Origin of the sequence: Streptomyces cupreus, from assembly GCF_014257025.1 — a bacterium.
GTDB lineage: Bacteria > Actinomycetota > Actinomycetes > Streptomycetales > Streptomycetaceae > Streptomyces > Streptomyces cupreus.
This window is the reverse complement of sequence record NZ_JACMSF010000032.1, coordinates 26,331-48,774: the sequence shown is the minus strand read 5'-3', so window position 1 is coordinate 48,774 and position 22,444 is coordinate 26,331. Positions and strand designations below refer to the sequence as shown.

At 69.4% G+C, this 22,444-nt stretch carries 23 protein-coding genes and 2 pseudogenes; 15 read left to right on the top strand and 10 right to left on the bottom strand.

The window, feature by feature from the left end:
• Positions 1-48: 48 nt before the first annotated feature.
• Complete coding sequence (locus H4N64_RS26560) at positions 49-669, bottom strand: PepSY domain-containing protein (protein ID WP_186284939.1); 621 nt, start codon at positions 667-669, stop codon at positions 49-51.
• A 114-nt stretch (positions 670-783) separates the two neighbouring features.
• Here H4N64_RS26560 and H4N64_RS26555 point away from each other — a divergent pair, with 114 nt between their 5' ends.
• Complete coding sequence (locus H4N64_RS26555) at positions 784-1,449, top strand: response regulator transcription factor (protein ID WP_186284938.1); 666 nt, start codon at positions 784-786, stop codon at positions 1,447-1,449.
• Entirely contained in the window at positions 1,446-2,840 is a 1,395-nt protein-coding gene (locus tag H4N64_RS26550) for a sensor histidine kinase (protein ID WP_186284937.1), read from the top strand. The genes H4N64_RS26555 and H4N64_RS26550 overlap by 4 nt, the downstream gene beginning before the upstream one ends.
• Before the next feature lie 7 nt (positions 2,841-2,847).
• On the opposite strand, the gene H4N64_RS26545 is transcribed toward H4N64_RS26550, so the two are convergent.
• From H4N64_RS26545 to H4N64_RS26530, 4 genes are all read right to left on the bottom strand, one after another.
• Complete coding sequence (locus tag H4N64_RS26545; protein ID WP_186284936.1) at positions 2,848-3,324, bottom strand: MarR family winged helix-turn-helix transcriptional regulator; 477 nt, start codon at positions 3,322-3,324, stop codon at positions 2,848-2,850.
• A gap of 95 nt (positions 3,325-3,419) precedes the next feature.
• Positions 3,420-4,214, bottom strand: a complete 795-nt coding sequence (locus H4N64_RS26540) for an AIM24 family protein (RefSeq protein ID WP_186284935.1) — start codon at positions 4,212-4,214, stop codon at positions 3,420-3,422.
• Positions 4,211-4,861, bottom strand: coding sequence for an AIM24 family protein (locus H4N64_RS26535; RefSeq protein ID WP_186284934.1), 651 nt, complete (start codon positions 4,859-4,861; stop codon positions 4,211-4,213). Before H4N64_RS26535 ends, H4N64_RS26540 begins: the two co-directional genes overlap by 4 nt.
• 1 nt (position 4,862) lies before the next feature.
• A complete protein-coding gene (locus tag H4N64_RS26530) occupies positions 4,863-5,495 on the bottom strand; it encodes an AIM24 family protein (protein ID WP_186284987.1) in 633 nt (210 codons plus the stop codon).
• Positions 5,496-5,711: 216 nt separating this feature from the next.
• Here H4N64_RS26530 and H4N64_RS26525 point away from each other — a divergent pair, with 216 nt between their 5' ends.
• The 5 genes from H4N64_RS26525 to H4N64_RS26505 all read left to right on the top strand — a co-directional run bounded on the left by H4N64_RS26525 (position 5,712) and on the right by H4N64_RS26505 (position 8,580).
• Positions 5,712-6,053, top strand: a complete 342-nt coding sequence (locus H4N64_RS26525; protein WP_186284933.1) for a DUF3817 domain-containing protein — start codon at positions 5,712-5,714, stop codon at positions 6,051-6,053.
• Positions 6,050-6,349: an MTH1187 family thiamine-binding protein gene (locus H4N64_RS26520; protein WP_186284932.1), complete on the top strand. Its 300-nt coding sequence runs from the start codon at positions 6,050-6,052 to the stop codon at positions 6,347-6,349. Before H4N64_RS26525 ends, H4N64_RS26520 begins: the two co-directional genes overlap by 4 nt.
• A 145-nt stretch (positions 6,350-6,494) precedes the next feature.
• Entirely contained in the window at positions 6,495-7,256 is a 762-nt protein-coding gene (locus H4N64_RS26515; RefSeq protein ID WP_186284931.1) for a hypothetical protein, read from the top strand.
• A complete protein-coding gene (locus H4N64_RS26510) occupies positions 7,253-7,936 on the top strand; it encodes a DUF4166 domain-containing protein (protein WP_186284930.1) in 684 nt (227 codons plus the stop codon). Before H4N64_RS26515 ends, H4N64_RS26510 begins: the two co-directional genes overlap by 4 nt.
• Positions 7,933-8,580: a TetR family transcriptional regulator gene (locus H4N64_RS26505; RefSeq protein ID WP_186284929.1), complete on the top strand. Its 648-nt coding sequence runs from the start codon at positions 7,933-7,935 to the stop codon at positions 8,578-8,580. The genes H4N64_RS26510 and H4N64_RS26505 overlap by 4 nt, the downstream gene beginning before the upstream one ends.
• Before the next feature lie 183 nt (positions 8,581-8,763).
• On the opposite strand, the pseudogene H4N64_RS26500 reads toward H4N64_RS26505, so the two are convergent.
• Positions 8,764-9,015, bottom strand: a pseudogene (locus H4N64_RS26500) (transcriptional regulator); the annotation flags it as partial.
• Between the two features lie 262 nt (positions 9,016-9,277).
• On the opposite strand from H4N64_RS26500, the gene H4N64_RS26495 reads away from it, so the two are divergent.
• From H4N64_RS26495 to H4N64_RS26480, 4 genes are all read left to right on the top strand, one after another.
• Positions 9,278-9,514 (top strand): hypothetical protein, encoded by a 237-nt coding sequence (locus H4N64_RS26495; RefSeq protein WP_186284928.1) that lies wholly within the window; start codon positions 9,278-9,280, stop codon positions 9,512-9,514.
• Positions 9,515-9,536: 22 nt separating this feature from the next.
• Positions 9,537-10,046, top strand: coding sequence for a MarR family transcriptional regulator (locus H4N64_RS26490; protein WP_186284927.1), 510 nt, complete (start codon positions 9,537-9,539; stop codon positions 10,044-10,046).
• Between the two features lie 64 nt (positions 10,047-10,110).
• A complete protein-coding gene (locus H4N64_RS26485; protein ID WP_186284926.1) occupies positions 10,111-10,449 on the top strand; it encodes a DUF3817 domain-containing protein in 339 nt (112 codons plus the stop codon).
• Between the two features lie 124 nt (positions 10,450-10,573).
• A complete protein-coding gene (locus H4N64_RS26480) occupies positions 10,574-12,274 on the top strand; it encodes an acyl-CoA mutase large subunit family protein (protein ID WP_186284925.1) in 1,701 nt (566 codons plus the stop codon).
• Between the two features lie 135 nt (positions 12,275-12,409).
• Here H4N64_RS26480 and H4N64_RS26475 read toward each other — a convergent pair whose 3' ends face one another.
• Complete coding sequence (locus tag H4N64_RS26475; RefSeq protein ID WP_186284924.1) at positions 12,410-13,033, bottom strand: TetR/AcrR family transcriptional regulator; 624 nt, start codon at positions 13,031-13,033, stop codon at positions 12,410-12,412.
• Between the two features lie 210 nt (positions 13,034-13,243).
• Here H4N64_RS26475 and H4N64_RS26470 point away from each other — a divergent pair, with 210 nt between their 5' ends.
• From H4N64_RS26470 to H4N64_RS26455, 4 genes are all read left to right on the top strand, one after another.
• The gene (locus H4N64_RS26470; RefSeq protein ID WP_186284923.1) at positions 13,244-14,221 is read left to right on the top strand and encodes a tetratricopeptide repeat protein; all 978 of its coding nucleotides are present in this window, start codon (positions 13,244-13,246) and stop codon (positions 14,219-14,221) included.
• Between the two features lie 660 nt (positions 14,222-14,881).
• Positions 14,882-15,520 (top strand): DUF6230 family protein, encoded by a 639-nt coding sequence (locus H4N64_RS26465; RefSeq protein WP_186284922.1) that lies wholly within the window; start codon positions 14,882-14,884, stop codon positions 15,518-15,520.
• 129 nt (positions 15,521-15,649) lie between these two features.
• A complete protein-coding gene (locus H4N64_RS26460; protein ID WP_186284921.1) occupies positions 15,650-16,210 on the top strand; it encodes a DUF6114 domain-containing protein in 561 nt (186 codons plus the stop codon).
• Positions 16,200-17,504: a hypothetical protein gene (locus H4N64_RS26455; protein WP_186284920.1), complete on the top strand. Its 1,305-nt coding sequence runs from the start codon at positions 16,200-16,202 to the stop codon at positions 17,502-17,504. Before H4N64_RS26460 ends, H4N64_RS26455 begins: the two co-directional genes overlap by 11 nt.
• 100 nt (positions 17,505-17,604) lie before the next feature.
• Here the strand turns inward: H4N64_RS26455 and pyk are convergent, their stop codons facing one another.
• The 3 genes and pseudogenes from pyk to pta form a co-directional block, all read right to left on the bottom strand.
• Entirely contained in the window at positions 17,605-19,035 is a 1,431-nt protein-coding gene (pyk, locus tag H4N64_RS26450; RefSeq protein WP_186284919.1) for a pyruvate kinase, read from the bottom strand.
• 73 nt (positions 19,036-19,108) lie between these two features.
• The gene (locus tag H4N64_RS26445) at positions 19,109-20,323 is read right to left on the bottom strand and encodes an acetate/propionate family kinase (protein WP_186284918.1); all 1,215 of its coding nucleotides are present in this window, start codon (positions 20,321-20,323) and stop codon (positions 19,109-19,111) included.
• Positions 20,320-22,408: pseudogene (pta, locus tag H4N64_RS26440) on the bottom strand (phosphate acetyltransferase). Before pta ends, H4N64_RS26445 begins: the two are co-directional and overlap by 4 nt.
• Positions 22,409-22,444 lie beyond the last annotated feature (36 nt).

Sequence of the window (22,444 nt, the reverse complement as noted above, 5' to 3'; positions counted from 1 at the left end):
CGGGGCGCCGCCGTGATGGGGCGCCCCTGTCGTGCGGGTTGGGTGACGTCAGTCGTCGTTGCCCTCGCGGTCGTCGCGGTCGTCGCCGTCGTCCTGGGTGTTCCGGTCGTCGTCTTGGTCCTGGGTGACCTTGCCCGTCCTGGTGTCGACCTTCCACTCGCCCTTTGTGGTCTCCACGTTCCAGACCGCGGGGCCGTCGTCGTCCAGGTCGACCTCGGTGACGGTGCCGTGGGCCGCGGCGGCCTGGGCGGCCTCGCGGGCGTTCACGGTTGTGCCCTTCAGGGCGGCCAGGTCGTCGCGGGTGTCGTCCTCGTCGTCGTCGCGCTGGATGCCGAGGATCTTGCCGGTGCTCGGGGAGACCTTGACCGTGTACTCGGTGCCGTTCGACTTCGCCACGTCCACATTCCAGGCGTCCTCGCCGTCGTCCTCCAGGTCGACGGCCACGGCCGTACCCGGCGTGTGCTTCAGCGCGGCCGCTACGGCGTCGGCGGCGGTGACCTCGGCGGTGCGGGCCTTCTTGGTGTCGTCGTCCCGGTCGTCGGCGGCGCGGACGTTCGGCTCCCGCTGTGTGGGTGCGCTGTCGTCGTCACCGGACGCGTAGGCCGCGACGGTGCCGCCTGTGATGAGGGTCGCGGCGGCGACGGTGGCGATGACGATGTTGCGCTTCATCCTGGTTCCTCCCGAGTCGTTCGGTTTGACGGGAACCAATCTGGCGAACCGACGCTGAGGAGAAGCTGAAGGACCCTGAAGAGATCTTCAGGGTCGCTTTGCCAGGCTGTACCCATGCGCTTGCTGATCGTGGAGGACGAGAAGAGGCTTGCCCTGTCGCTCGCCAAAGGGCTGACGGCCGAGGGGTATGCCGTGGACGTCGTCCATGACGGGCGGGAGGGGTTGTACCGGGCATCGGAGGGGGCGTACGACCTCGTCGTCCTCGACATCATGCTGCCCGGCCTCAACGGCTACCGCGTCTGCTCCGCCCTCCGCGCCGCCGGCAACGACGTGCCGATCCTGATGCTCACCGCCAAGGACGGCGAGTACGACGAGGCCGAGGGCCTGGACACCGGGGCGGACGACTACCTGACCAAGCCGTTCTCGTACGTCGTCCTCGTCGCCCGGATCAAGGCGCTGCTTCGCCGTCGCAACACCGGCGCCGGATCCCCGGTGCTCACCCTCGGCGAGCTCCGCGTCGACACCGGCGCCCACCAGGTCTTCCGGGACGGCACCGAAATCCCGCTCACCACCAAGGAGTTCGCGGTCCTGGAGCAGCTCGCCCTGCACGCGGGCCAGGTGGTGTCCAAGGCGCACATCCTCGACCACGTCTGGGACTTCGCCTACGACGGCGACCCCAACATCGTCGAGGTGTACATCAGCAATCTGCGCCGCAAACTCGGCGCCGGCCTCATCCGTACCATCCGCGGCGCCGGGTACCGACTGGAGTCCGGCAGATGAAGCGCCTCTTCGGGTCCGTCCGCGCGCGAGCGACCCTCGCCGCCACCCTCGTCGTCGCGGTGGCTCTCGTCGCCGCCGGTGTCGTCGTGCTGCTCACGCTGCGCAGCAATCTCACCGGCCAGGCCGACTCGGAGGCCGACGACGCCGCCCGCTCGGTCGCCGGCCAGATCGCGCGGAAGGTGCCGTACACCGAACTCGACCTGGACGAGGACCATCCCGTGCAAGTGGTGGACCAGGACGGACGGGTGCTCGCCGTGACCGAGGGTCTGGAGGCGATCAGCGGCACCGGTGTCTCCGACGTCACGCCCGCGCGGAGTCCGGGCAGTGAGCGCGATGACGACGATGATGACGACGACTCTGAGAGCGGTGACTTCGGGGAGATCTCCTGGCACGGGCAGGGGTGGGCCACCGTCGACGGTGAGCGGGACGAGTACCGCTTCGCCCGTATCGAGGTCACCGACCCGCGCGGCGAGACCGTCCTTGTCTACGCCGGTGCCTCTCTTGAGGCCGAGCGGGACGCCGTACGCACCGCATCGACCGTCATGCTGATCGGGCTGCCCGCCCTGATCGCCGTGGTCGGCTCGGTGACCTGGGTGGTCACCCGGCGCGCGCTGCGCCCCGTGGAGGGCATCCGGCGGGGGATGGCCGAGATCACCGCCTCCGAGGATCTGTCCCGGCGGGTGCCCGAGCCGGACACGCACGACGAGGTCGCCCGCCTTGCCCGGACCACCAACGAGACCCTCTCCGCCCTGGAGGCCTCCGTCGAACGCCAGCGCCGCTTCGTCGCCGACGCCTCCCACGAGCTGCGCAGCCCCATCGCCTCCCTGCGCACCCAGCTCGAAGTGGCCGCCGCCCACCCGGAGTTCCTCGATCTGGACGGGGCCGTCGAGGACACCGTACGACTGCAACACCTCGCCGCCGACCTGCTGCTGCTCGCCCGGCTGGACGCGGGGGAGCGGCCCACCGACGCGCGGGTGGATCTCGCCGTGCTGGCCGAGGAGGAGGCCGCGGGGCGGACCGGGGTGATGGTGGGGGCGCACGCGCCGGTGGAAGTGGCCGGATCGCGGGGGCAACTGAGGCGAGTGCTCGCCAATCTGCTCAACAACGCCGGCCGGCACGCCCGTTCCGCGATCACCGTGACCGTCCGCCGGGACGGGCAGTGGGCCCTCGTCCAGGTCGCCGACGACGGCGACGGCGTGCCCGAGGCCGACCGGGAGCGGATCTTCGAGCGGTTCGTACGGCTGGACGAGGCCCGCAGCCGGGACGAAGGCGGCGCCGGGCTCGGCCTCGCCATCGCCCGCGACGTCGCGCAGCGGCATGGCGGCACACTCACTGTCCGCGACGCGCCGGCAGGCGGAGCCCTGTTCGAACTCCGCCTGCCCATCGCCTAGGTAGGGGTCAGGGGCGGCCGCGCTGTCCGCGCAGCTGCTCCGCGATCGGCTTGAGCGCCTGGCTGAGCTCGGTGAGCGCCTCGGGGGAGAGCAGATCGATGAAGTGCCTCCGGACAGACGCCACATGATGCGGCGCTACCTTCTTCATCGTCTCCATGCCGTGCTCGGTGAGGACGGCGTAGAGCCCGCGCCGGTCGGACTCGCAGTTCTCGCGGCGCACCAGGTTCGCGTTCTCCATACGCGTGATCTGGTGGGAGAGGCGGCTCTTGGACTGGAGGGTGGCGGACGCGAGGTCGCTCATCCGCATCCGTACGTCCTCGGACTCGGAGAGGTTCACCAGGATCTCGTAGTCGTTCATTGTCAGGCCGAACGGCTGGAGGTCCCTCTCAAGCTGGTACGTCAACAGCCTGTTGACCTCCAGGTGGGTGCGCCAGGCGCACTGCTCCGCATCGGTCAGCCAGCGCGTGGCCGTCTCGGTCTCCATAAATGAAGTCTACCTAAAATGTTGAAAAGCTAACTAGTGAGGGCGGTGTGACAGTGCGCACGCGTTCGAAGTCGTCACACTCCGCAGACTACCGCTCACAGCCCGAAGCGACGCTGGAGGTCCCCCAGCTGTCCGGGAAGGCGCGGTGCGCCGGCTTGCGGTGAGCCACCTGTGGAGCCTCCGCTTCCGGGCACCCCCGCCTGGTGTGGAACCGTCCCTGTCGCCTGCTCGGCCATGAGGGCTTCCGAGGATTGCAGGAGCACGGTGCCGGCTCCCACGAACTCGAACTGGTGCTCCTCTCCGGAGGCCCCTCCGAGGCCCGTCATCGCACGTAGACCGCCCATCAGGCCGGTCATGTAGCCGTAGTCGTAGTGATGGCACGGGGAGGGGCAGTCGGCCCAGCCGACGAGCGCCTGTGGATCCACCCGGATCGGGGGCTCCATGAACACCACCGGACCGTTAGATGCGGCCACGAACTTTCCGGTTCCGATGAGGGTCAGAAAACCCGGCACGATCGACTGCTTCAGCGAAAGACTTGGCTGAAAAGCGAGCAGGTTGCCTGAGCGAATGGTCAGGTTGCCGTCTTCCAGGTCGTACGAATTCACATCGAAGGCCCGGTCGGCGAGGAGCATCCTGCCCGAGCCCTCGGCCACGACCCAGTCGCTCGCGTGCAGAGGCGAATGGAAGGACGAGCGGACGAGGCGGTCCAGCCGGCCGTGTCCGATGCCGTTGAAGTCGATCGAGCCGTAGTAGGCGATCATCTTCCCCTTCTGCAGGAACCACTGGGTCCCCTTGAGCTCCACGCAGAAGGTGTAGTTGTTGACGTTGTCGTCGGACGGCAGGGTCATCGGGTCGTGGATCACGGGGCCCGCACCCGGGTAGGTGCTCACAGCTTCTCCTCCGAGGCCTGGACGTACACCGCACCGCTGCCGCTGAGCTCCAGCTGGAAGGCCTCGCCGGAGCCCCGGCCCACCATGTCCCGCCAGCCGAGCGCGGTCGACAGCTTGTTGCGTACGTCGCCGTGGTGGGCGACGTAGGCCTGCGGGTCGACATGGACCGGGCGCTGGGGGGTGATGGGGATCTCCAGCACGCCGCCGTGCGCCATGACGGCGACCGAGCCGTGCCCCCTCAGGGTCGTGGTGAACAGTCCCTGGCCGGTGACCTGGCCGCGGACCATGCCCATCACACCGCCCTGGGAGCCCATGAACATCGTGCCCTGCTCCAGCGTGCCCTCGAAGGCCAGCAGGCGGTCCGCCTCGACGTACAGGGTGTCGCCGGTCAGGCCGATCACCTGGACGTGGTGGCCGCCGTGCCCGAACAGGATGGTGCCGCTGCCCTCGATGGTCATCAGCGGGGTGGCCTCACCGGCGACCCGGCGTCCGACCATCGACATCAGCCCGCCCTGGCCGCCCGAGGTGTTGGGCGTGAAGGACACCTCGCCCTTGTAGGCGAGCATCGCGCCGCGCTGGCTGAACAGCCGCTGGCCGGGCATCACGGTCGCCTCGACCATCTTGGAGTTGATCTCACGCAAGGCCATGTCAGACGTCCCCCGCGATCGTGTTCCGCTCGCTCGGCTGTACGTAGACGAGGCCGTCGCCCTCGAAGCGGATCTGGAAGGCCTCACCGCCGCCCTCGCCCATCAGCGTGCGGAAGGTCACGCCGGACTGGAAGGACTGGCGGAGGTCGCCCTGGTGGGCGATGTACGCCCCGGGGTCGACGGTCAGCGGGTACTGCGCGCTCACCCGCAGCACGACCGCCGGGCCGTCCGAGGTGATCGCCGCCTGGCCGTGCCCCTCCACGGTCGTGGTGAACAGGCCGTTGCCCTGCGAGGCCCCGCGCAGGCCCGTGAAACTCGTGCCGGTCCTGAGGCCGCCGTCGGTCGCGAGCAGATTGCTCGACTCCACGTACAGCTTGTCCCCCTGGAGGCCCACGAGGTTGATCTCGGACGCCCGGTCCGCGAACCAGCAGGTCCCGTGCCCCTTCACCTCCATCACCGTCATCTGCTCGCCGGTGATGCGCCGGGTCACCATGCCCCGGATGCCCTCACCTCCGCCGCTGAGCTTCTTGAACGCCATCTGTCCGTCGTACGCGACCATCGAGCCGTTCTTCGCCTTGACGGCGTCCCCGGTCATCTCGACGGCGAGCACCTTGCTGCCCTGAAGTCGGAACATCGCCACGCAGCGAAGGTAGCCCGCGCACGGCCGCCGCGGACAGGGGGCTGTGTGCTGAGATCCACCCTGAATGTCCCCTTAGGGGATGGGGCACTGTCCTGCCGTGGACCCGGACTCCGCCCCCCGGCCCGAACCACCCCCGCCTGTTTGCCACAATGGACGGACGTTTGTGCATGTGTTCACAAACCCCGACGTCTCTCCCACCGAAGGTGACCCGTGGACATCAAGACCGCCTCCGCCCTCCGCCGCCTCCGCCTCGTCTCCGCGCCCGAGGCGGTCTCCTTCCTCCTCCTGCTGGTCTGCTCGGTGCTGAAGCGGACCACGGACTTCAACGCGGTGCCCGTGATGGGCATGATCCACGGCGTCCTGTTCATCCTCTATGTGATCTTCTGGGCGGACGCCTGGAACCGTACGAAGTGGCCCGTGACGACCGCCGCCCTCTACTTCGTCCTCTCCGTCCTGCCCACCGGCGGCTTCTTCGCCGAGCGCAAGCTCAAGCGCGAGGCCGAGGACGCGGTCATCGCCTCCCGCGCCCGCGCCGAGGTGAAGACGTCGTGATCGTCGCCTTCTCCGTGACGCCGCTCGGCGTCGGCGAGGACGTGGGGGAGTACGTCGCCGACGCCGTCCGTGTGGTCCGCGAGTCCGGCCTGCCGCATCGCACCGACGCGATGTTCACCTCGATCGAGGGCGCCAGCTGGGACGAGGTCATGGATGTCGTCAAGCGTGCCGTCGCCGCCGTCGAGGCGCGCGCCCCGCGCGTGTCCCTGGTGCTCAAGGCGGACATCCGCCCCGGCGTGACCGACGGCCTCACTTCCAAGGTCGAGACGGTGGAGCGGTACCTCGCCGCCGAATAGCCACCCGCACCACCGTGAACCCCGGCCCCGCGCGGGCCGGGGTTTTCCCGCCCCTGCTGTTTGAGCAGTCGCTCAAAACAGTGTACTTTCCTGTACAGCAAGTTTGAGCACTCGCTCAAACAACAGGCTGACCTGGGGGAATCACATGGGTCACACCGGTCTGTACATAGAGGCGCGGATCCGCGCCGATCTCGACGACCTGTGGTCACGCACGCAGGAGCCGTCCCAGCACCAGCGCTGGGACCTCCGCTTCACCGAGATCGCCCACCTCCCGCGCGCGGAGGGCGAACCGCAGCACTTCCGCTACGCCACGCGCGTGCTGCCCTTCCTCACCGTCGCCGGCACCGGAGTCTCGGCCGGCGAGAAGGAACGCCCCGACGGCGCCCGCACCTCCGCCCTGCGTTTCTCCTCCCCGCACCCCCTCTCCCTGCTCGCCGAGGGCAGCGGCTACTGGCGCTACATCCCCGACGGCGACGGAGTCCGCTTCCTCACCGGCTACGACTACCGCCCCCGCTGGGGCGCCCTCGGTGCCCTCGCCGACCGCCTCCTGTTCCGCCCGCTGATGGGCTGGGCGACGGCCTGGTCCTTCGACCGCCTGCGCCTGTGGCTGGAGCGGGGCATCAGTCCGGAGCGGGCCCGCCTGAACTGGCTGGCGGAGCTGACGGTCCGCGTGCTCGTCATCACCCTCGCCTGCGCCGGTCTGGGCCTGGACTCCTCCCTGCGCCTGTTCGGCCCGCTCGCGCCGACGATGGCGTACGTCTGCCCGCTCGTGCTGGCCGTCGTCATCTGTGTGGCGCTCTTCAAGGCGCCCCTGTCCGGCACCCCGGCCGCCCGGCGCTGCCTGCGCCAACCACCCACACGCGCGCGTGCCCCCCGCCTCCTGTGCACCCTGGAGAACCCGCGATGACCTCGATCTTCCGCACGGCGATGGGCGACGCCGACTTCGACCGACTGCACCCGCAGCTCCAGCGCCGCTTCTCCGTGGGCCTGACGAGCGGGGAGGCGTGCACCGGCCGGGGTGTCATGGACCGCATCTGGCACGGCGGGGCCTTCGTGAAGCCGTTCCTGGCCCTCGGCACCACCCGCAACATCCTGGTCCCGCGCGAAGGCCGCCAGGTGCCCTTCGTGATCGAGAACGTGCCGTACACCGACACCTTCGGGCGTGAGACGGTGACCTTCGTGCGCACCTTCGAGCTGCCCGGCCGGCCCCGCCGCTTCGACGCCCGGATGGTGCTGGGCCCCCGGGGCGACCGCGTCCTCGACTACCTCGGCACCCACCAACACCTCGCCACCGACCTGCACTTCACGGCCGAGCCCGACGGCTCGCTCCTCATCCGCTCCGGCGAACACCGTTTCCGGGAAGGCGTGGTGGACGTCCGGGTACCCGAACTGGTCGGCGCCACGGCGGAGGTGCGCGAGTCCTACGACGACGCGACCGACCGCTTCCGTATCCAGGTCCGGGTGGTGAACAAGTACTTCGGCCCCCTCTTCGGCTACGAGGGCTCCTTCCGCGCCACGTACACCGACATCCGGCACTGCGGTGTCCGCCCCGGTCTGCGCCCGGTGCGCGAGGAGGCGCGCGCGTGAGCCCGGAGACCGCCAAGTCCTTGGAGACGAAGACGAAGCTCCTTCAAGGGGCGCTGCGGACACTGACCGTGCAGGGCATCGCGAAGACCTCGGCGCGTACGGTCGCGGCGGCGGCCGGGGTCAATCAGGCGCTGGTCTTCTACCACTTCGGTTCCCTGAACGAGCTGCTGGCGGCGGCCTGCCGGTACGGCGCCGAGCAGCGGGTCTCCCGCTACCGCGACCGTTTCGCCACCATCACCTCCCTGTCCGAACTCCTCGCCTTCGGCCGCGAGATGCACGAGGAGGAGAGGGCTTCCGGCTATGTCTCCCTCCTCGGCCAGCTCCTGGCCGGCGCCCAGACCCACGAGAGCCTCGCCCCCGCCACCGCCGCCGGACTCGATCTGTGGATCACCGAGATCGAGAAGGTTCTGACCAGGGTCCTGGCGCAGACCCCGTTCGGCGAGTTCGTGGACCCGCCCGGTCTCGCACGGGCGGTGGCGGGCTCGTTCGTGGGGATCGAGCTGTACGAAGGCGTGGACGCGGAGGGGGCGGGCGCGGCCCTTGACGCCCTGGAGCAACTCGGCCGTCTGGTCGCGGCGTTGGACGACCTGGGCCCGGTGGCCCAGCGCGCGGTCCGCCATCACCTACGGCGCGCTCAGCGCTGACCCGTCCGAGCACATCGCTTCCCCGCACAGCGCCCGCGGCGCGTGGTCGATGGGGTGTTCCTGCGGGGCGTCCGGCTCGTTCCACCTCATGAGGTTGATCGCGACGGACATCCGGCGCCTGCCGTCGGCCCGCGTCCTCCTGATGACCCTGGCGCCCTGCTCACCGGCGCCCTTGTAGTACTCGAGGTCGAGGCGGTGGGCGAGGGCGGAGGTCGTGGCGGGGTCGTCCAGGGCGTTCAGTACGGCGGCCCGGCCGCGTCCGAGCAGTCGAACGAGTGCCTCGGGCGTGGCACCCGCGGGCTCGGTCCACAGGCTGCCGATGCCTCGGGCCGGGTAGACGACCGTGGGCTGCCGGGGCGGCTCGAGGCCGCTGATCACGTCCGGCCAGGAGAAGACGCTCGGCATCAGGACGAGGCCCTGCCCGCCGAGGTCGCGCCTGAGGCGCTGGCCGTCGCATACGCCGACGAGATCGGCATCGGTACGGCCGGGGTCGGGCTGCTGATGGGTGCCATGCCGGTCGGCACGATCATCGGCGAGGTGTACGCCGGTCCCGCCCTCTCGCCCGCCGCCCGCTCGCTGCCGGCGCCCTGCCGCCCCTGCTGGTTTACCCGCTCGCCCCAGCCTCGGCTGGATCCTGGCCGCACTACTGGTCACCGGGCTCGCGGGGGCGTACACCCTGGGCCTGGACCGCTGGTTCGTGGACGCGGTGCCGCGGGAACTGCGCGGACGGGCGATGACCGTGCACACCGCGGGCCTCATGACCATCCAGGGCATCGGCATGGCGCTCGCCGGGGCCGCGGCCGAGTTCTGGCCGGTCGCGACCGTCGTGGGCGGGGTCGGTGCGCTCGGCACGGTGTGCTGCCTGTGCCTCGTCCTGGAGGTCCGGCGGACCGCTCGGGGACCGATGGGCGAGACGGGGCTGACCGCCATATGACCGGCCGGTAAGGTCTAGTGCCGTGCCGAAGCCGCTCAGCCTTCCCTTCGATCCCATCGCCCGCGCCGACGAACTCTGGAAGCAGCGCTGGGGAAACGTGCCGTCCATGGCCGCGATCACCTCGATCATGCGCGCCCAGCAGATCCTGCTCGCGGAGGTCGACGCGGTGGTCAAGCCGTACGGGCTGACCTTCGCGCGTTACGAGGCGCTGGTGCTGCTCAACTTCTCCAAGGCCGGCGAGCTGCCGATGTCCAAGATCGGCGAGCGGCTGATGGTGCACCCGACGTCCGTGACGAACACCGTCGACCGGCTGGTGAAGTCGGGGCTCGTGGACAAGCGGCCCAACCCCAACGACGGGCGCGGCACGCTCGCCTCCATTACCGAGAAGGGGCGCCAGGTGGTCGAGGCGGCCACACGTGACCTGATGGCGATGGACTTCGGGCTGGGTGTGTACGACGCCGAGGAGTGCGCGGAGATCTTCGCGATGCTGCGGCCGTTGCGGATCTCTGCGCACGACTTCGAGGAACAGTAGGGGCCGGTCCGGCCGGGCGGGGGCGGCGGAAGATCGCCCCGGAACGGCCGTTACGCTCGTAGGCATGAAAAAGAGCGTGCTGACCCGCTACCGCGTCCTGGCCTACGTCACCGGTGTGCTGCTCGTCCTGCTGTGCCTCGGCATGATCGCCAAGTACGTCCTCGACGTGGACGGCGCCGCCGACTTCACCCGTGTCGTCGCCATCGCCCATGGCTGGCTGTACGTCCTCTACCTGGTCTTCGCCTTCGACCTGGGCTCCAAGGCGAAGTGGCCGGTCGCCAAGCAGCTGTGGGTGCTGCTCGCCGGGACGATCCCGACCGCCGCGTTCTTCGTGGAGCGGAAGATCAGTCACGAGCTGGACGGCAAGATCGCCGGGGAGTCGCCGGCGGTCGCGAAGGCGTAGCCGCTGCCTCTGCCGCCGGACGGACTCGAACGTCCGGCGGTTCTTGCTGGAGAATTACTAGGACGCCCTGGCGAATGGCCGATAGCCATCGACATTTACTAGGACGTCCTAGTAATTTGGCGGTATGGACGCTGACGCCATCGAGGAGGGCCGCCGCCGCTGGCAGGCCCGGTACGACGCCGCACGCAAGCGCGACGCTGACTTCACCACGCTCTCCGGGGACCCGGTGGAGCCGGTGTACGGTCCCCGTCCCGGGGACACCTATGACGGCTTCGAGCGGATCGGCTGGCCGGGGGAGTACCCCTTCACGCGCGGGCTGTACTCGACCGGCTACCGCGGGCGTACCTGGACCATCCGGCAGTTCGCCGGGTTCGGCAACGCCGAGCAGACCAACGAGCGCTACAAGATGATCCTCGCCAACGGTGGCGGAGGTCTGTCGGTCGCCTTCGACATGCCGACGCTCATGGGCCGTGACTCCGACGACCCGCGCTCGCTGGGCGAGGTCGGGCACTGCGGGGTGGCGATCGACTCGGCGGCGGACATGGAAGTCCTGTTCAAGGACATCCCGCTGGGCGATGTCACGACCTCGATGACGATCAGCGGACCGGCGGTGCCGGTCTTCTGCATGTACCTGGTGGCGGCGGAGCGGCAGGGTGTGGATCCGGGGGTGCTCAATGGGACCCTTCAGACCGACATCTTCAAGGAGTACATCGCCCAGAAGGAGTGGCTCTTCCAGCCCGAGCCGCATCTGCGTCTGATCGGCGACCTCATGGAGTACTGCGCGGCCGGGATTCCCGCGTACAAGCCGCTGTCGGTCTCCGGCTACCACATCCGCGAGGCCGGGGCGACGGCCGCGCAGGAGCTGGCGTACACGCTGGCGGACGGCTTCGGGTACGTCGAGCTGGGGCTGTCGCGAGGCCTGGACGTGGACGTGTTCGCCCCGGGGCTCAGCTTCTTCTTCGACGCGCATGTCGATTTCTTCGAGGAGATCGCCAAGTTCCGTGCGGCGCGGCGGATCTGGGCGCGGTGGATGCGGGACGTGTACGGCGCGAAGTCCGAGAAGGCCCAGTGGCTGCGCTTCCACACGCAGACCGCGGGTGTCTCGCTGACGGCGCAGCAGCCGTACAACAACGTCGTGCGTACGGCGGTGGAGGCGCTGGCGGCGGTGCTGGGCGGGACGAACTCGCTGCACACGAACGCGCTGGACGAGACGCTTGCGTTGCCGAGTGAGCAGGCGGCGGAGATCGCGCTGCGGACTCAGCAGGTACTGATGGAGGAGACCGGGGTCGGCAACGTCGCGGATCCGCTGGGTGGTTCGTGGTACGTGGAGCAGTTGACGGACCGGATCGAGGCGGACGCGGAGAAGATCTTCGAGCAGATCAGGGAGCGGGGGCTGCGGGCGCATCCGGACGGCCGGCATCCGATCGGACCGATCACGTCCGGGATCCTGCGGGGGATCGAGGACGGGTGGTTCACGGGGGAGATCGCGGAGTCCGCGTTCCAGTACCAGCGGGCGCTGGAGAAGGGCGACAAGCGGGTCGTCGGCGTGAACGTCCACCACGGGTCTGTCACCGGGGATCTGGAGATCCTGCGGGTGAGTCATGAGGTGGAGCGGGAGCAGGTGCGGGTGCTGGGTGGGCGCCGCGCTTCGCGTGACGAGGCGGCGGTGCGCTCGTCGCTGGACGCGATGATCGGTGCGGCTCGGGACGGTTCCAACATGATCGAGCCGATGCTGAACGCGGTGCGGGCGGAGGCGACGCTGGGCGAGATCTGTGGCGTGCTGCGGGACGAGTGGGGGGTGTACACGGAGCCCGCCGGCTTCTGACCTTGCCGCCTGCTGGGGCGGGCCGGGGGTGGGTCGCGCGGCCCGGCGCTACCGGGGTGCCGCTGCGCCCACCCGTGCCGCCTGGGGGCACCGCCCAGGCCCTTAAGGCACTGGGGGAGGCACGACTGCCCGCAGCTAGGCCGCTGCCGCCGCCAACCCCGCCACCAGTACCTTCGTAAAGCTCCGTACCCACTCCTCGTCCGCCGGTTCCGCGCTTACCAGGCAGCGGTGGACCACTGCGCCCGCCACCACGTCGAAGATCAGGTCCACCGTGCGGGATGCCTCGGTCGGGTCCGCAGACGGGGGGAGTTCGCCGCGCGCCTCGGCTCGGGAACGGCCCTCCAGGACCAGGCGCTTCTGACGGTCCACGATCGACGCGCGGATGCGTTCGCGCAGCGCCTCGTCGCGGGTTGACTCCGCCACCACCGCCATCAGGCCGCTCTTCGCCTCCGGACGCGCCAGGATGGCCGCGAATTGGAGGACCACTCCCTCGATGTCCGCGCCCAGCGTTCCGCGGTCCGGGAGTTCCAGTTCGTCGAAGAGCTCCGCCACCGCGTCCACCACCAGCTCGTTCTTGCCCGACCAGCGGCGGTACAGCGTCGTCTTGGCGACCCCGGCGCGGACGGCCACGTCCGACAGGGTCAGTTTCGACCAGCCCAGCTCCACCAGCGCCTCCCGCGTCGCCGCGAGGATCGCGGCGTCCGCCGCCGCGCTGCGGGGGCGCCCTGTGGCGCGTGGTGCGGGAGTGCTGCTCTGCATCCCCAGACCATAACCACCGGCGGTTCCCGTAGGCGCCGTGAGGGAGATCACCAGGGCACGGTGTACCGGAGGCACTCGGTGCCATTACGCTACGACTCGTAGCGAAACCACTGGCGTGGGGTGGGGACCCGGCGTCCGGCAGAACAGAGAAGCTCGACCGGCTTTCTCATCGTTTTTCACTCGCGCGCGAGAACGGGGGAGGATAGACGCATGCAGCCACGGAACATGTCCATGAGCGGAGTCGTCGACCTCGCCGCGGTGAAGGCGGCCCAGGAGGCCAAGGCGAAGGCGGAGCAGGCGCGCGCCGATGCCGCCCGGCAGGGCGGGGGAGGGGCCGTCTCGCCCGCCGACCTCGTCATCGACGTCGATGAGGCGGGGTTCGAGCGAGACGTACTTCAGCGGTCCACCGAGGTGCCCGTAGTCATCGACTTCTGGGCCGAGTGGTGCGAGCCCTGCAAGCAGCTGAGCCCGGTCCTCGAGCGGCTCGCCGTCGAGTACAACGGCCGCTTCGTCCTCGCCAAGATCGATGTCGACGCCAACCAGATGCTGATGCAGCAGTTCGGGGTGCAGGGGATCCCCGCTGTGTTCGCCGTCGTCGCGGGGCAGGCGCTGCCGCTCTTCCAGGGTGCCGCCGCAGAGGCGCAGATCCGGCAGACCCTCGACCAACTGGTGACCGTGGCCGAGCAGCGGTTCGGGCTCACCGGTCTTGACGTCGACCCGGAGGCCGAGCCGGGCGGTGGCGCCCAGGCGGCCCCCGAGGCACCGGCCGGGCCCTACGACGCGCTGCTGGAGGCCGCCGTACAGGCTCTGGACGCGGGGGACTTGGGCGGGGCGGTCCAGGCGTACAAGAACGTGCTGAGCGACGACCCGGGGAACACCGAGGCCAAACTGGGCCTCGCGCAGGCCGAGTTGCTCCAGCGGGTGCAGGGCGCCGATCCGCAGCAGGTGCGCAAGGACGCCGCCGACAAGCCGGCCGACGCGCAGGCCCAGATCGCCGCCGCCGACCTGGACCTGGTGGGCGGGCACGTCGAGGACGCCTTCGGGCGGCTCATCGAGACGGTGCAGCGCACCGCGGGCGACGAGCGGGAGGCCGTACGACTGCGGCTGCTTGAGCTGTTCGAGGTCGTCGGGGCCGATGACCCGAGAGTGACGGCGGCGCGCAGGGCTCTCGCACGCGCTCTTTTCTGAGCGGGCCGAGCGGGTCGGCAGCCCCGTTCTGACCAGTCACTAAACGCGAGGGCGTGTGTGGCCCGAGTGAAAGAACTGCCGACGGAGTGTCAGTGCGGCCGCGCTTTACCAAATCTTGGTAATCGCGGCCGCTGTTACTGGCAGTAAGTCGAGGGCGTCGTTCTGTCGGATTCTGTCCAGCCATTCATGGATATGTCAGCCCGCTTGACACCACCCTGCGTCGCCGTCCGAGACCGACGGGTCGTTGTTCGGTTATCCGGCCGTTACTAGTGAGTAACGAACCCCCTTGTGCGGGCGGCGAGAATGCACCACGATCGGCGACGCTCGGTCCATTCCCGTACTACCCGACAGCCGGTCGGGCGACGGGAGTCCAGGGTCCCCACCGAGCAGAGCCGGCGGCAGTGGCGCCGGCTCTTGGGCAGGGGGGTCTTCGCCGACAGGCGAAGCCTGTCCAGCAAGGTTGTGCGTGATGCGTGTCAGGCGCGACCAGTGGTTGTCGCTCGGGGGTGATCGCCGGTGATTCGGGCGCGGTTCGCGCCACCGAGCGCGGGCGCTCTCCTTCCCGAGGACGTAGCACTTCTCCCATCCCTGCCCGGCTGAGCCGTCGAGTTCGACAGGGGCAGTCAGGGCCAGGAGATGTACGTCCGAGAAGGAGGAAATATGGAGTCCCAGGTGCGTGGCGGGACCAGATGGAAGCGGTTCGCCGTCGTGATGGTGCCCAGCGTGGCCGCCACGGCAGCGATAGGTGTCGCCCTCGCGCAGGGCGCTCTCGCCGCGTCGTTCAGCGTGTCGGGTCAGTCGTTCAAGGTGACGACCAAGCAGCTCGACGGTACGGGCTTCGCCCAGTACGGCGCCCTTGACGAGGGCTACACGCTCAGCGGCAAGAAGACGGTTCACCCCGTCGCGGTCTCGGCCTTCAAGTCCGCGACCATCAACAGCCTGTGCCAGTCGGTTGTCACCCCTGACATCCCGCTGCTCGGCAGCGTCAGCCTGATCCTGCGTGCGGGCCAGGACCCGGACAAGCCGGTCGAGGCCGAGAACCTGTACATCGACGTCGCCGACCTCGAGGCCGATGCCACGTTCAAGGGCATCGACATCGGTGTGGCCGCCAAGGACGCCACCAAGGGTCCCGGCATGAAGGGCGGCAAGGAGCAGGCCAACCCGTTCGGGTTCGCCCAGCAGGCCGACTCGGTAGTGCTGAAGGACGTGAAGCAGACGGCGTGGGCGACCACCGCCGGAACCTTCAAGCTCAGCGGTCTGTCGATGAAGCTGTCGACGGGTGTCAAGGAGTGCTACTAAGCACTCTCTGACGGGCGGGGGAGCCGGTGGCGCCCCCGCCCGTCCCCCACTCCGGCCGTGTCTTCACACGTCCGACCCGAGCTTCACAACTCACCACCACAGCAAAGCCGTACCAGGGAGCTGTTTTCCATGAGCGCCGAGACTCCTGCCGTACCCGGCCGCGACGAGCACTACCTCCGGGTCCTCAGGCGGCACTTCCGTGCCTGGCGGGGCGCGAGGCCTTTCTGGGCCGGTCTGTTCGTCATCCTCGGCGGACTCCCCATCGCCTACTTCCCGTACGCGAACCTCCAGATCGGTCACCTGACCCTGGCGATGTCCACCACGGCGGGCGCCGGGTCCCTGATCATCGGCGTGCTGCTCGTCGTGCTCGGCGTCAGCCTCTGGTTCCAGAAGCATGTACGCACCTTCGCGGGTGTCGCGGCGATCCTGCTGGCGCTGGTGTCCATCCCCGTGTCCAACCTGGGCGGCTTCCTGATCGGCTTCCTGTTCGCTCTCGTCGGCGGCGCGATGGCCGTGGCGTGGGCGCCGGGTGTGCCGCCCGAGCCGCAGCCGGCGCAGGAGGCCACGGTCAAGCAGGACGGCGCCCCCGAGGGCGTGGTCCCGGCCCAGGCTGACCCGGTGGACGAGCCGAACGATCTGTCAGGAACGAGCCCGGCGAACGGGGCGAACGGGAGGCACAGTGCCGGCTGACGAGGTGACCCACGGGACTGACGTGGATACGTCCCGTGCGAGAACCGGGCCGCGGCACGCGGCTCCCAAGAAGCCGCTGTTCACCAGGTTCCACATGCCGGCCGGCAAGGCGATAGCCCTGGCCGCGATGCCGACCGCGGTCCTCATGGGGATGGGGTTCACGCCGACGCTTGCCAACGCGGAGGACCAGCCTGCCGCCAAGAGCCTGACGGCCGACGAGTACAAGGACTGCGTGGCCGCCCTGGAGGGCGAGACCGCGTCCCCGTCGCCGTCCGCGAGCGAGAGCACGAGCGAGTCCCCTGCCGAGGACGACACGGCGGAGCCGACCCCCACCCCGTCGGCCTCCACGGGCGGTTCCTCGTCGTCGGATTCAGGTTCCGACGACGAGGCCGAGCCCACGCCGTCCCCGTCCGAGAGCAAGACCACCGAGCCCCAGTCCGGTGACGGCGACACCGCCACGGCGTCCCCCTCGCCGTCGCCGTCCGAGTCGGACGGCAACCTGCTGGAGGACATCGGCGACGCCATCGAGGGCATCTTCACCGGCGGCGAGGACGGTACGGCGAGCGCGAGCCCGTCGCCTTCGGCCACCCCGTCGGCCTCCGAGTCGCCGAGCGCCGAGGAGGAGGGCACGTCCGACGCCGTGCAGGAGACCGCCGACAAGGTCACCGACACGGTCGAGGACACGGTGAAGGACACCACCGACACGGCGTCGGAGGCGGCCGAGGACACCGGCAAGGCGGTCGAGGAAGCGGCAGAGGAAGCGGCCGAGGAAGTCACCGCGACCCCGAGCCCGTCGGCGAGCTCCACCACCGACCCCGAGGACTGCCCGGTCGCCACGGACGACAAGGGCGGTGTCGACAACACCGTCCCCCTGCCCGACGACCCGTGGTACCTGAACGCCAGCTCGCTGCTGCTCAAGGGCGCCGACTACCAGGGCATCGTCAAGGTGAAGACGGCGAGCGGCACCACCAAGGACGTTCTGAAGTACGTCATCTCCGACGGCACCGACATCGGCGATCTGCACCAGACGGTGAAGGACCCCCAGGCGGGCAAGACGTACCACGTGCAGGCGGCCCAGGGTTCGACGTCGACGATCCGCGACGGCAAGACGATCATGTACACCGAGTCCATCTCCGGCAATCTGCTGGGGCTGATCCCGGTGACGTTCAGCCCGGAGAACCCGCCGCCGCTGAACATCCCGCTGATCTACTTCACCAACGTGAAGGTCGTGCAGGCCGGCCAGTTCGGCGGAACCCTGCACGTTCCCGGGCTGCACCAGTTCACGACCGACTGAGCGCCCCCCAAGGCCCGTTCGGGAGCCGCACAACGCCTGAGGGCGCCCCCCCCAAGACGGGGGGCGCCCTCAGCGCCGTACAAGACCCTTTACGGGGACGTCAGTTGATGCCGCCGCCGCCCAGGTGGTGGACGCGGACCATGTTGGTGGTGCCGGGGACGCCGGGGGGCGAGCCGGCCGTGATGATGACGATCTCGCCGTCGTTGAACCGGCCCAGCTTGACCAACTCGCCGTCGACCAGGTCCACCATCTCGTCGGTGCTGTTCACGAACGGGACGACGTGCGACTCCACGCCCCAGCTGAGGGTGAGCTGGTTGCGGGTGGACTCGTCGGTGGTGAAGGCCAGGATCGGCTGGGCGACGCGGTAGCGGCACAGCCGACGGGCGGTGTCACCGGACTTGGTGAAGGCGATCAGGCCCTTGCCGCCGAGGAAGTCGGCGATCTCGCAGGCCGCGCGGGCGACCGAACCGCCCTGCGTGCGCGGCTTCTTGCCCGGCACCAGCGGCTGAAGGCCCTTGGCGAGCAGCTCCTGCTCGGCCGCCTGGACGATCTTCGACATCGTCTTGACGGTCTCGATCGGGTACGCGCCCACGCTCGACTCGGCCGACAGCATGACCGCGTCGGCGCCGTCCAGGATCGCGTTGGCCACGTCGGAGGCCTCGGCGCGGGTCGGGCGGGAGTTGGTGATCATCGACTCCATCATCTGGGTCGCCACGATCACCGGCTTGGCGTTGCGGCGGCACAGCTCGATGAGCCGCTTCTGCACCATGGGGACCTTTTCGAGGGGGTACTCGACGGCCAGGTCGCCACGCGCGACCATCACACCGTCGAACGCCATTACGACGTCCTCCATGTTCGCCACCGCCTGAGGCTTCTCCACCTTGGCGATGACCGGGACGCGGCGGCCGACCTCGTCCATGACCTTGTGCACGTCCTGCACGTCGTTGGCGTCCCGCACGAAGGACAGCGCGACCAGGTCGCAGCCCATGCGCAGCGCGAACCGCAGATCCTCGACGTCCTTCTCGGACAGCGCCGGCACGTTCACGGCCGCGCCGGGCAGGTTGATGCCCTTGTGGTCGGAGACGACACCGCCCTCGATGACGATGGTCTTGACCCGGGGGCCCTCGACGTCCAGGACCTTCAGCTCGACGTTGCCGTCGTTGATGAGGATCTGGTCGCCGCGCGAGACATCGCCCGGCAGGCCCTTGTAGGTGGTTCCGCAGATGTGCTTGTCACCCGGGACGTCCTCGGTGGTGATGACGAACTCGTCACCCCGCTCCAGCTCCACCGGGCCCTCGGCGAAGGTCTCCAGACGGATCTTCGGCCCCTGGAGGTCGGCGAGCACACCGATGGCCCGGCCGGTCTCCTGGGCGGCGGCCCGGACGCGGTCGTACCGCCCCTGGTGCTCTTCGTGCGAGCCGTGGCTGAAGTTGAAGCGGGCCACATTCATGCCGGCCTCGATCAGCGACACGAGCTGTTCGTGGGAGTCGACCGCGGGGCCGAGAGTACAGACGATTTTCGAACGGCGCATGGGGCGATCCTATCGGTTTGTTTCGCTACGGAATATTCCGTCTGGCGGAAAATACAAAAGGGCGGGATGCCGCTCAGGTGAGGTTCCGTGACCCATTTACAAGCGCGTACGTCTGCGTCGCAATCTCCAGTTCCTCGTCGGTCGGCACCACGGCCACGGCCACCCGGGCGTACTCCGGCGAGATCAGCCGCGGTTCGTCGCTCCGTACGGCGTTCAGCTCGCCGTCCACCACCAGCCCGAGCTCCTCCAGGCCGGCGACGGCAGCTTCTCGCACGGGACTCGCGTTTTCCCCGACTCCCGCTGTGAAGGCGACCGCGTCCACCCGTCCGAGTACGGCGTAATAGGCGCCGATGTACTTCTTCAGCCGGTGAATGTAGATGTCGAAGGCGAGTTGCGCCTCTTCATCACCTTCGTCGACCCTGCGTCGGATCTCGCGCATGTCGTTGTCACCGCACAGGCCGATCAGACCGCTCTTCTTGTTGAGAAGAGTGTCGATCTCATCGGTGGACATTCCGGCAACACGCATCAAATGGAAGATGACGGCCGGGTCCATGTCTCCCGAGCGCGTACCCATCACCAGACCCTCCAAGGGCGTGAGCCCCATGGAGGTGTCCACGCACCGGCCGCCCCTGACCGCCGAGGCGGACGCGCCGTTGCCGAGGTGCAGCACGATCACGTTCACCTCTTCCGGAGACTTGCCCAGCAGCTTCGCCGTCGCGCGGGAGACGTAGGCGTGCGAGGTGCCGTGGAAGCCGTAGCGGCGGATGCGGTGCTCGTCGGCGGTCCTGACGTCGATCGCGTAGCGGGCGGCCGACTCCGGCATCGTCGTGTGGAACGCGGTGTCGAACACGGCGACCTGCGGCAGATCCGGCCGCAGCGCCTGGGCCGTACGGATGCCGGTGAGGTTCGCCGGGTTGTGCAGCGGGGCGACCGGGATCAACCGCTCGATCTCGGCGAGCACCGCGTCGTCGATGACGGTCGGCTCGGTGAAGTGCTTGCCGCCGTGCACCACCCGGTGCCCGATCGCGGCCAGCTCAGGGGAGTCCAGCCCCAGACCGTCCTTGGCCAGTTCCTCCGACACGGCCTTCAGGGCGGCCTCGTGATCGGCGATGGGGCCGGTCCACTCCCGGGACTCGCCGACCGCCGGGGTGTGCTTGAGCCGGGAGGTCTCCTCGCCGATGCGCTCGACGAGGCCCACCGCGAGCCGGCTGCCGTCGCTCATGTCGAGCAGCTGGTACTTCACCGACGAGGAGCCGGAGTTCAGGACGAGGACACGGGACGAACTCACTGCTGGGACGCCTTCTCGATGGGGGACTGGGCCTGGATCGCCGTGATGGCGACGGTGTTGACGATGTCCTGCACGAGCGCGCCGCGGGACAGGTCGTTGACCGGCTTGCGCAGACCCTGCAGCACCGGGCCGACGGCGATGGCGCCGGCCGAGCGCTGCACGGCCTTGTAGGTGTTGTTGCCGGTGTTCAGGTCGGGGAAGATCAACACGCTTGCCTGCCCGGCGACTTCGGAGTCCGGCAGCTTGGTCGCGGCGACCGAAGGCTCGACGGCGGCGTCGTACTGGATCGGGCCTGCGCAGCCGCACCAGCTCCGTCGCCTCGCGCACCTTGTCGACATCGGCGCCCGAACCGGACGTACCCGTCGAGTACGACAGCATCGCGATCCGCGGCTCCACACCGAACTGCTCGGCCGTCGCCGCCGACTGGATGGCGATGTCGGCGAGCTGCTCGGCGTTCGGGTCGGGGTTCACGGCGCAGTCGCCGTAGACGAGGACCTTGTCGGCGAGGCACATGAAGAAGACGGACGACACGATGGAGGCGTCCGGCTTGGTCTTGATGATCTCGAACCCGGGGCGGATGGTGGCCGCCGTGGAGTGCACGGAGCCGGAGACCATGCCGTCGGCGAGGCCCTCCTGGACCATCAGGGTGCCGAAGTAGTTCACGTCCGAGACGACGTCGTAGGCCAGCTCCACGGTCACGCCCTTGTGGGCGCGCAGGGCGGCGTACTTCTCGGCGAAGGCGTCGCGCAGCTCGGAGGTCGCGGGGTCGATCAGCTGGGTGTCGCCCAGGTCGATGCCGAGATCGGCGGCCTTCTTGCGGATCTGGTCCACAGGGCCGAGCAGCGTCAGTTCGCACACCCCGCGCCGCAGCAGCACCTCCGCCGCGTGCAGCACCCGCGGCTCGGTGCCCTCGGGCAGCACCACACGCCGAAGGTCGGAGCGGGCCTGCTCCAGCAGCTTGTGCTCGAACATCATCGGCGTGACCCGGTCGCTGCTCGGGGCGCTGACCCGCTTGAGCAGGTCGCCGGTGTCGGCGTACCGCTCGAACAGGCCGAGCGCGGTCTCCGCCTTGCGCGGGGTCGCGGCGTTCAGCTTCCCCTCCAGGGAGAAGAGCTGCTCGGCGGTCGGGAAGCTGTTGCCGGGCACCGAGATCACCGGGGTGCCGGGGGCGAGGCGGGCGGCGAGGGTGAGGACGTCGTCGCTGGGGACCTCGTTGAGGGTGAGCAGCACACCGGCGATCGGCGGGGTGCCGGCGCTGTGCGCGGCGAGCGCGCCGACCACCAGATCGGCCCGGTCGCCCGGGGTCACGACCAGGCAGCCCGGGGTCAGGGCGCCGAGGAAGTTCGGCAGCATCGCACCGCCGAAGACGAAGTTCAGCGCGTCCCGGGCGAGGCCCGAGTCGTCGCCGAGGAGCGTCTTCGCGCCGAGGGTGTGGGCGATCTGCGCGACCGTGGGCGCGGACAGGGCGGGCTCGTCGGGAAGGACGTAACAGGGGACGGGCAGCCGGCTGGCGAGCCGCTCGGCGATCTGGTCCCGGTCGCCCCGCGCGACCCGGTTGGTCACCATGGCGAGGACGTCGCAGCCGAGGCCGTCGTAGGCACGGTAGGCGTTGCGGGTCTCGGCGAGCACCGACTCGGCGGTCTGCTTGCGGCCGCCGACCACGGGTATGACGGAGGCGCCGAACTCATTGGCGAGCCGGGCGTTCAGCGAGAGCTCGTCCGGGAACTGGGTGTCGGCGTAGTCGGTGCCGAGGACGAGGACCACGTCGTAGTCACGGGCGACCAGGTGGAACCGGTCGACCAGGGTGGAGACCAGCTCGTCGGCGCCCCGCTCGGCCTGGAGCGCGGACGCCTCGTGGTAGTCCATGCCGTACACGGTCGCCGGGTCCTGCGCCAGCCGGTAGCGGGCGCGCAACAGCTCGAAGAGCCGGTCGGGCCCGTCGTGGACGAGGGGCCGGAAGACACCCACCCGGTCGACCTGCCGGGTCAGGAGTTCCATGACCCCCAGTTCGACGACCTGGCGTCCGTCGCCGCGGTCGATACCCGTCACGTACACGCTGCGCGTCACGCGTGGTCTCCCCTTCATCCTTCGTCAGCATCATAAAAATCGCCCACCGAGGTG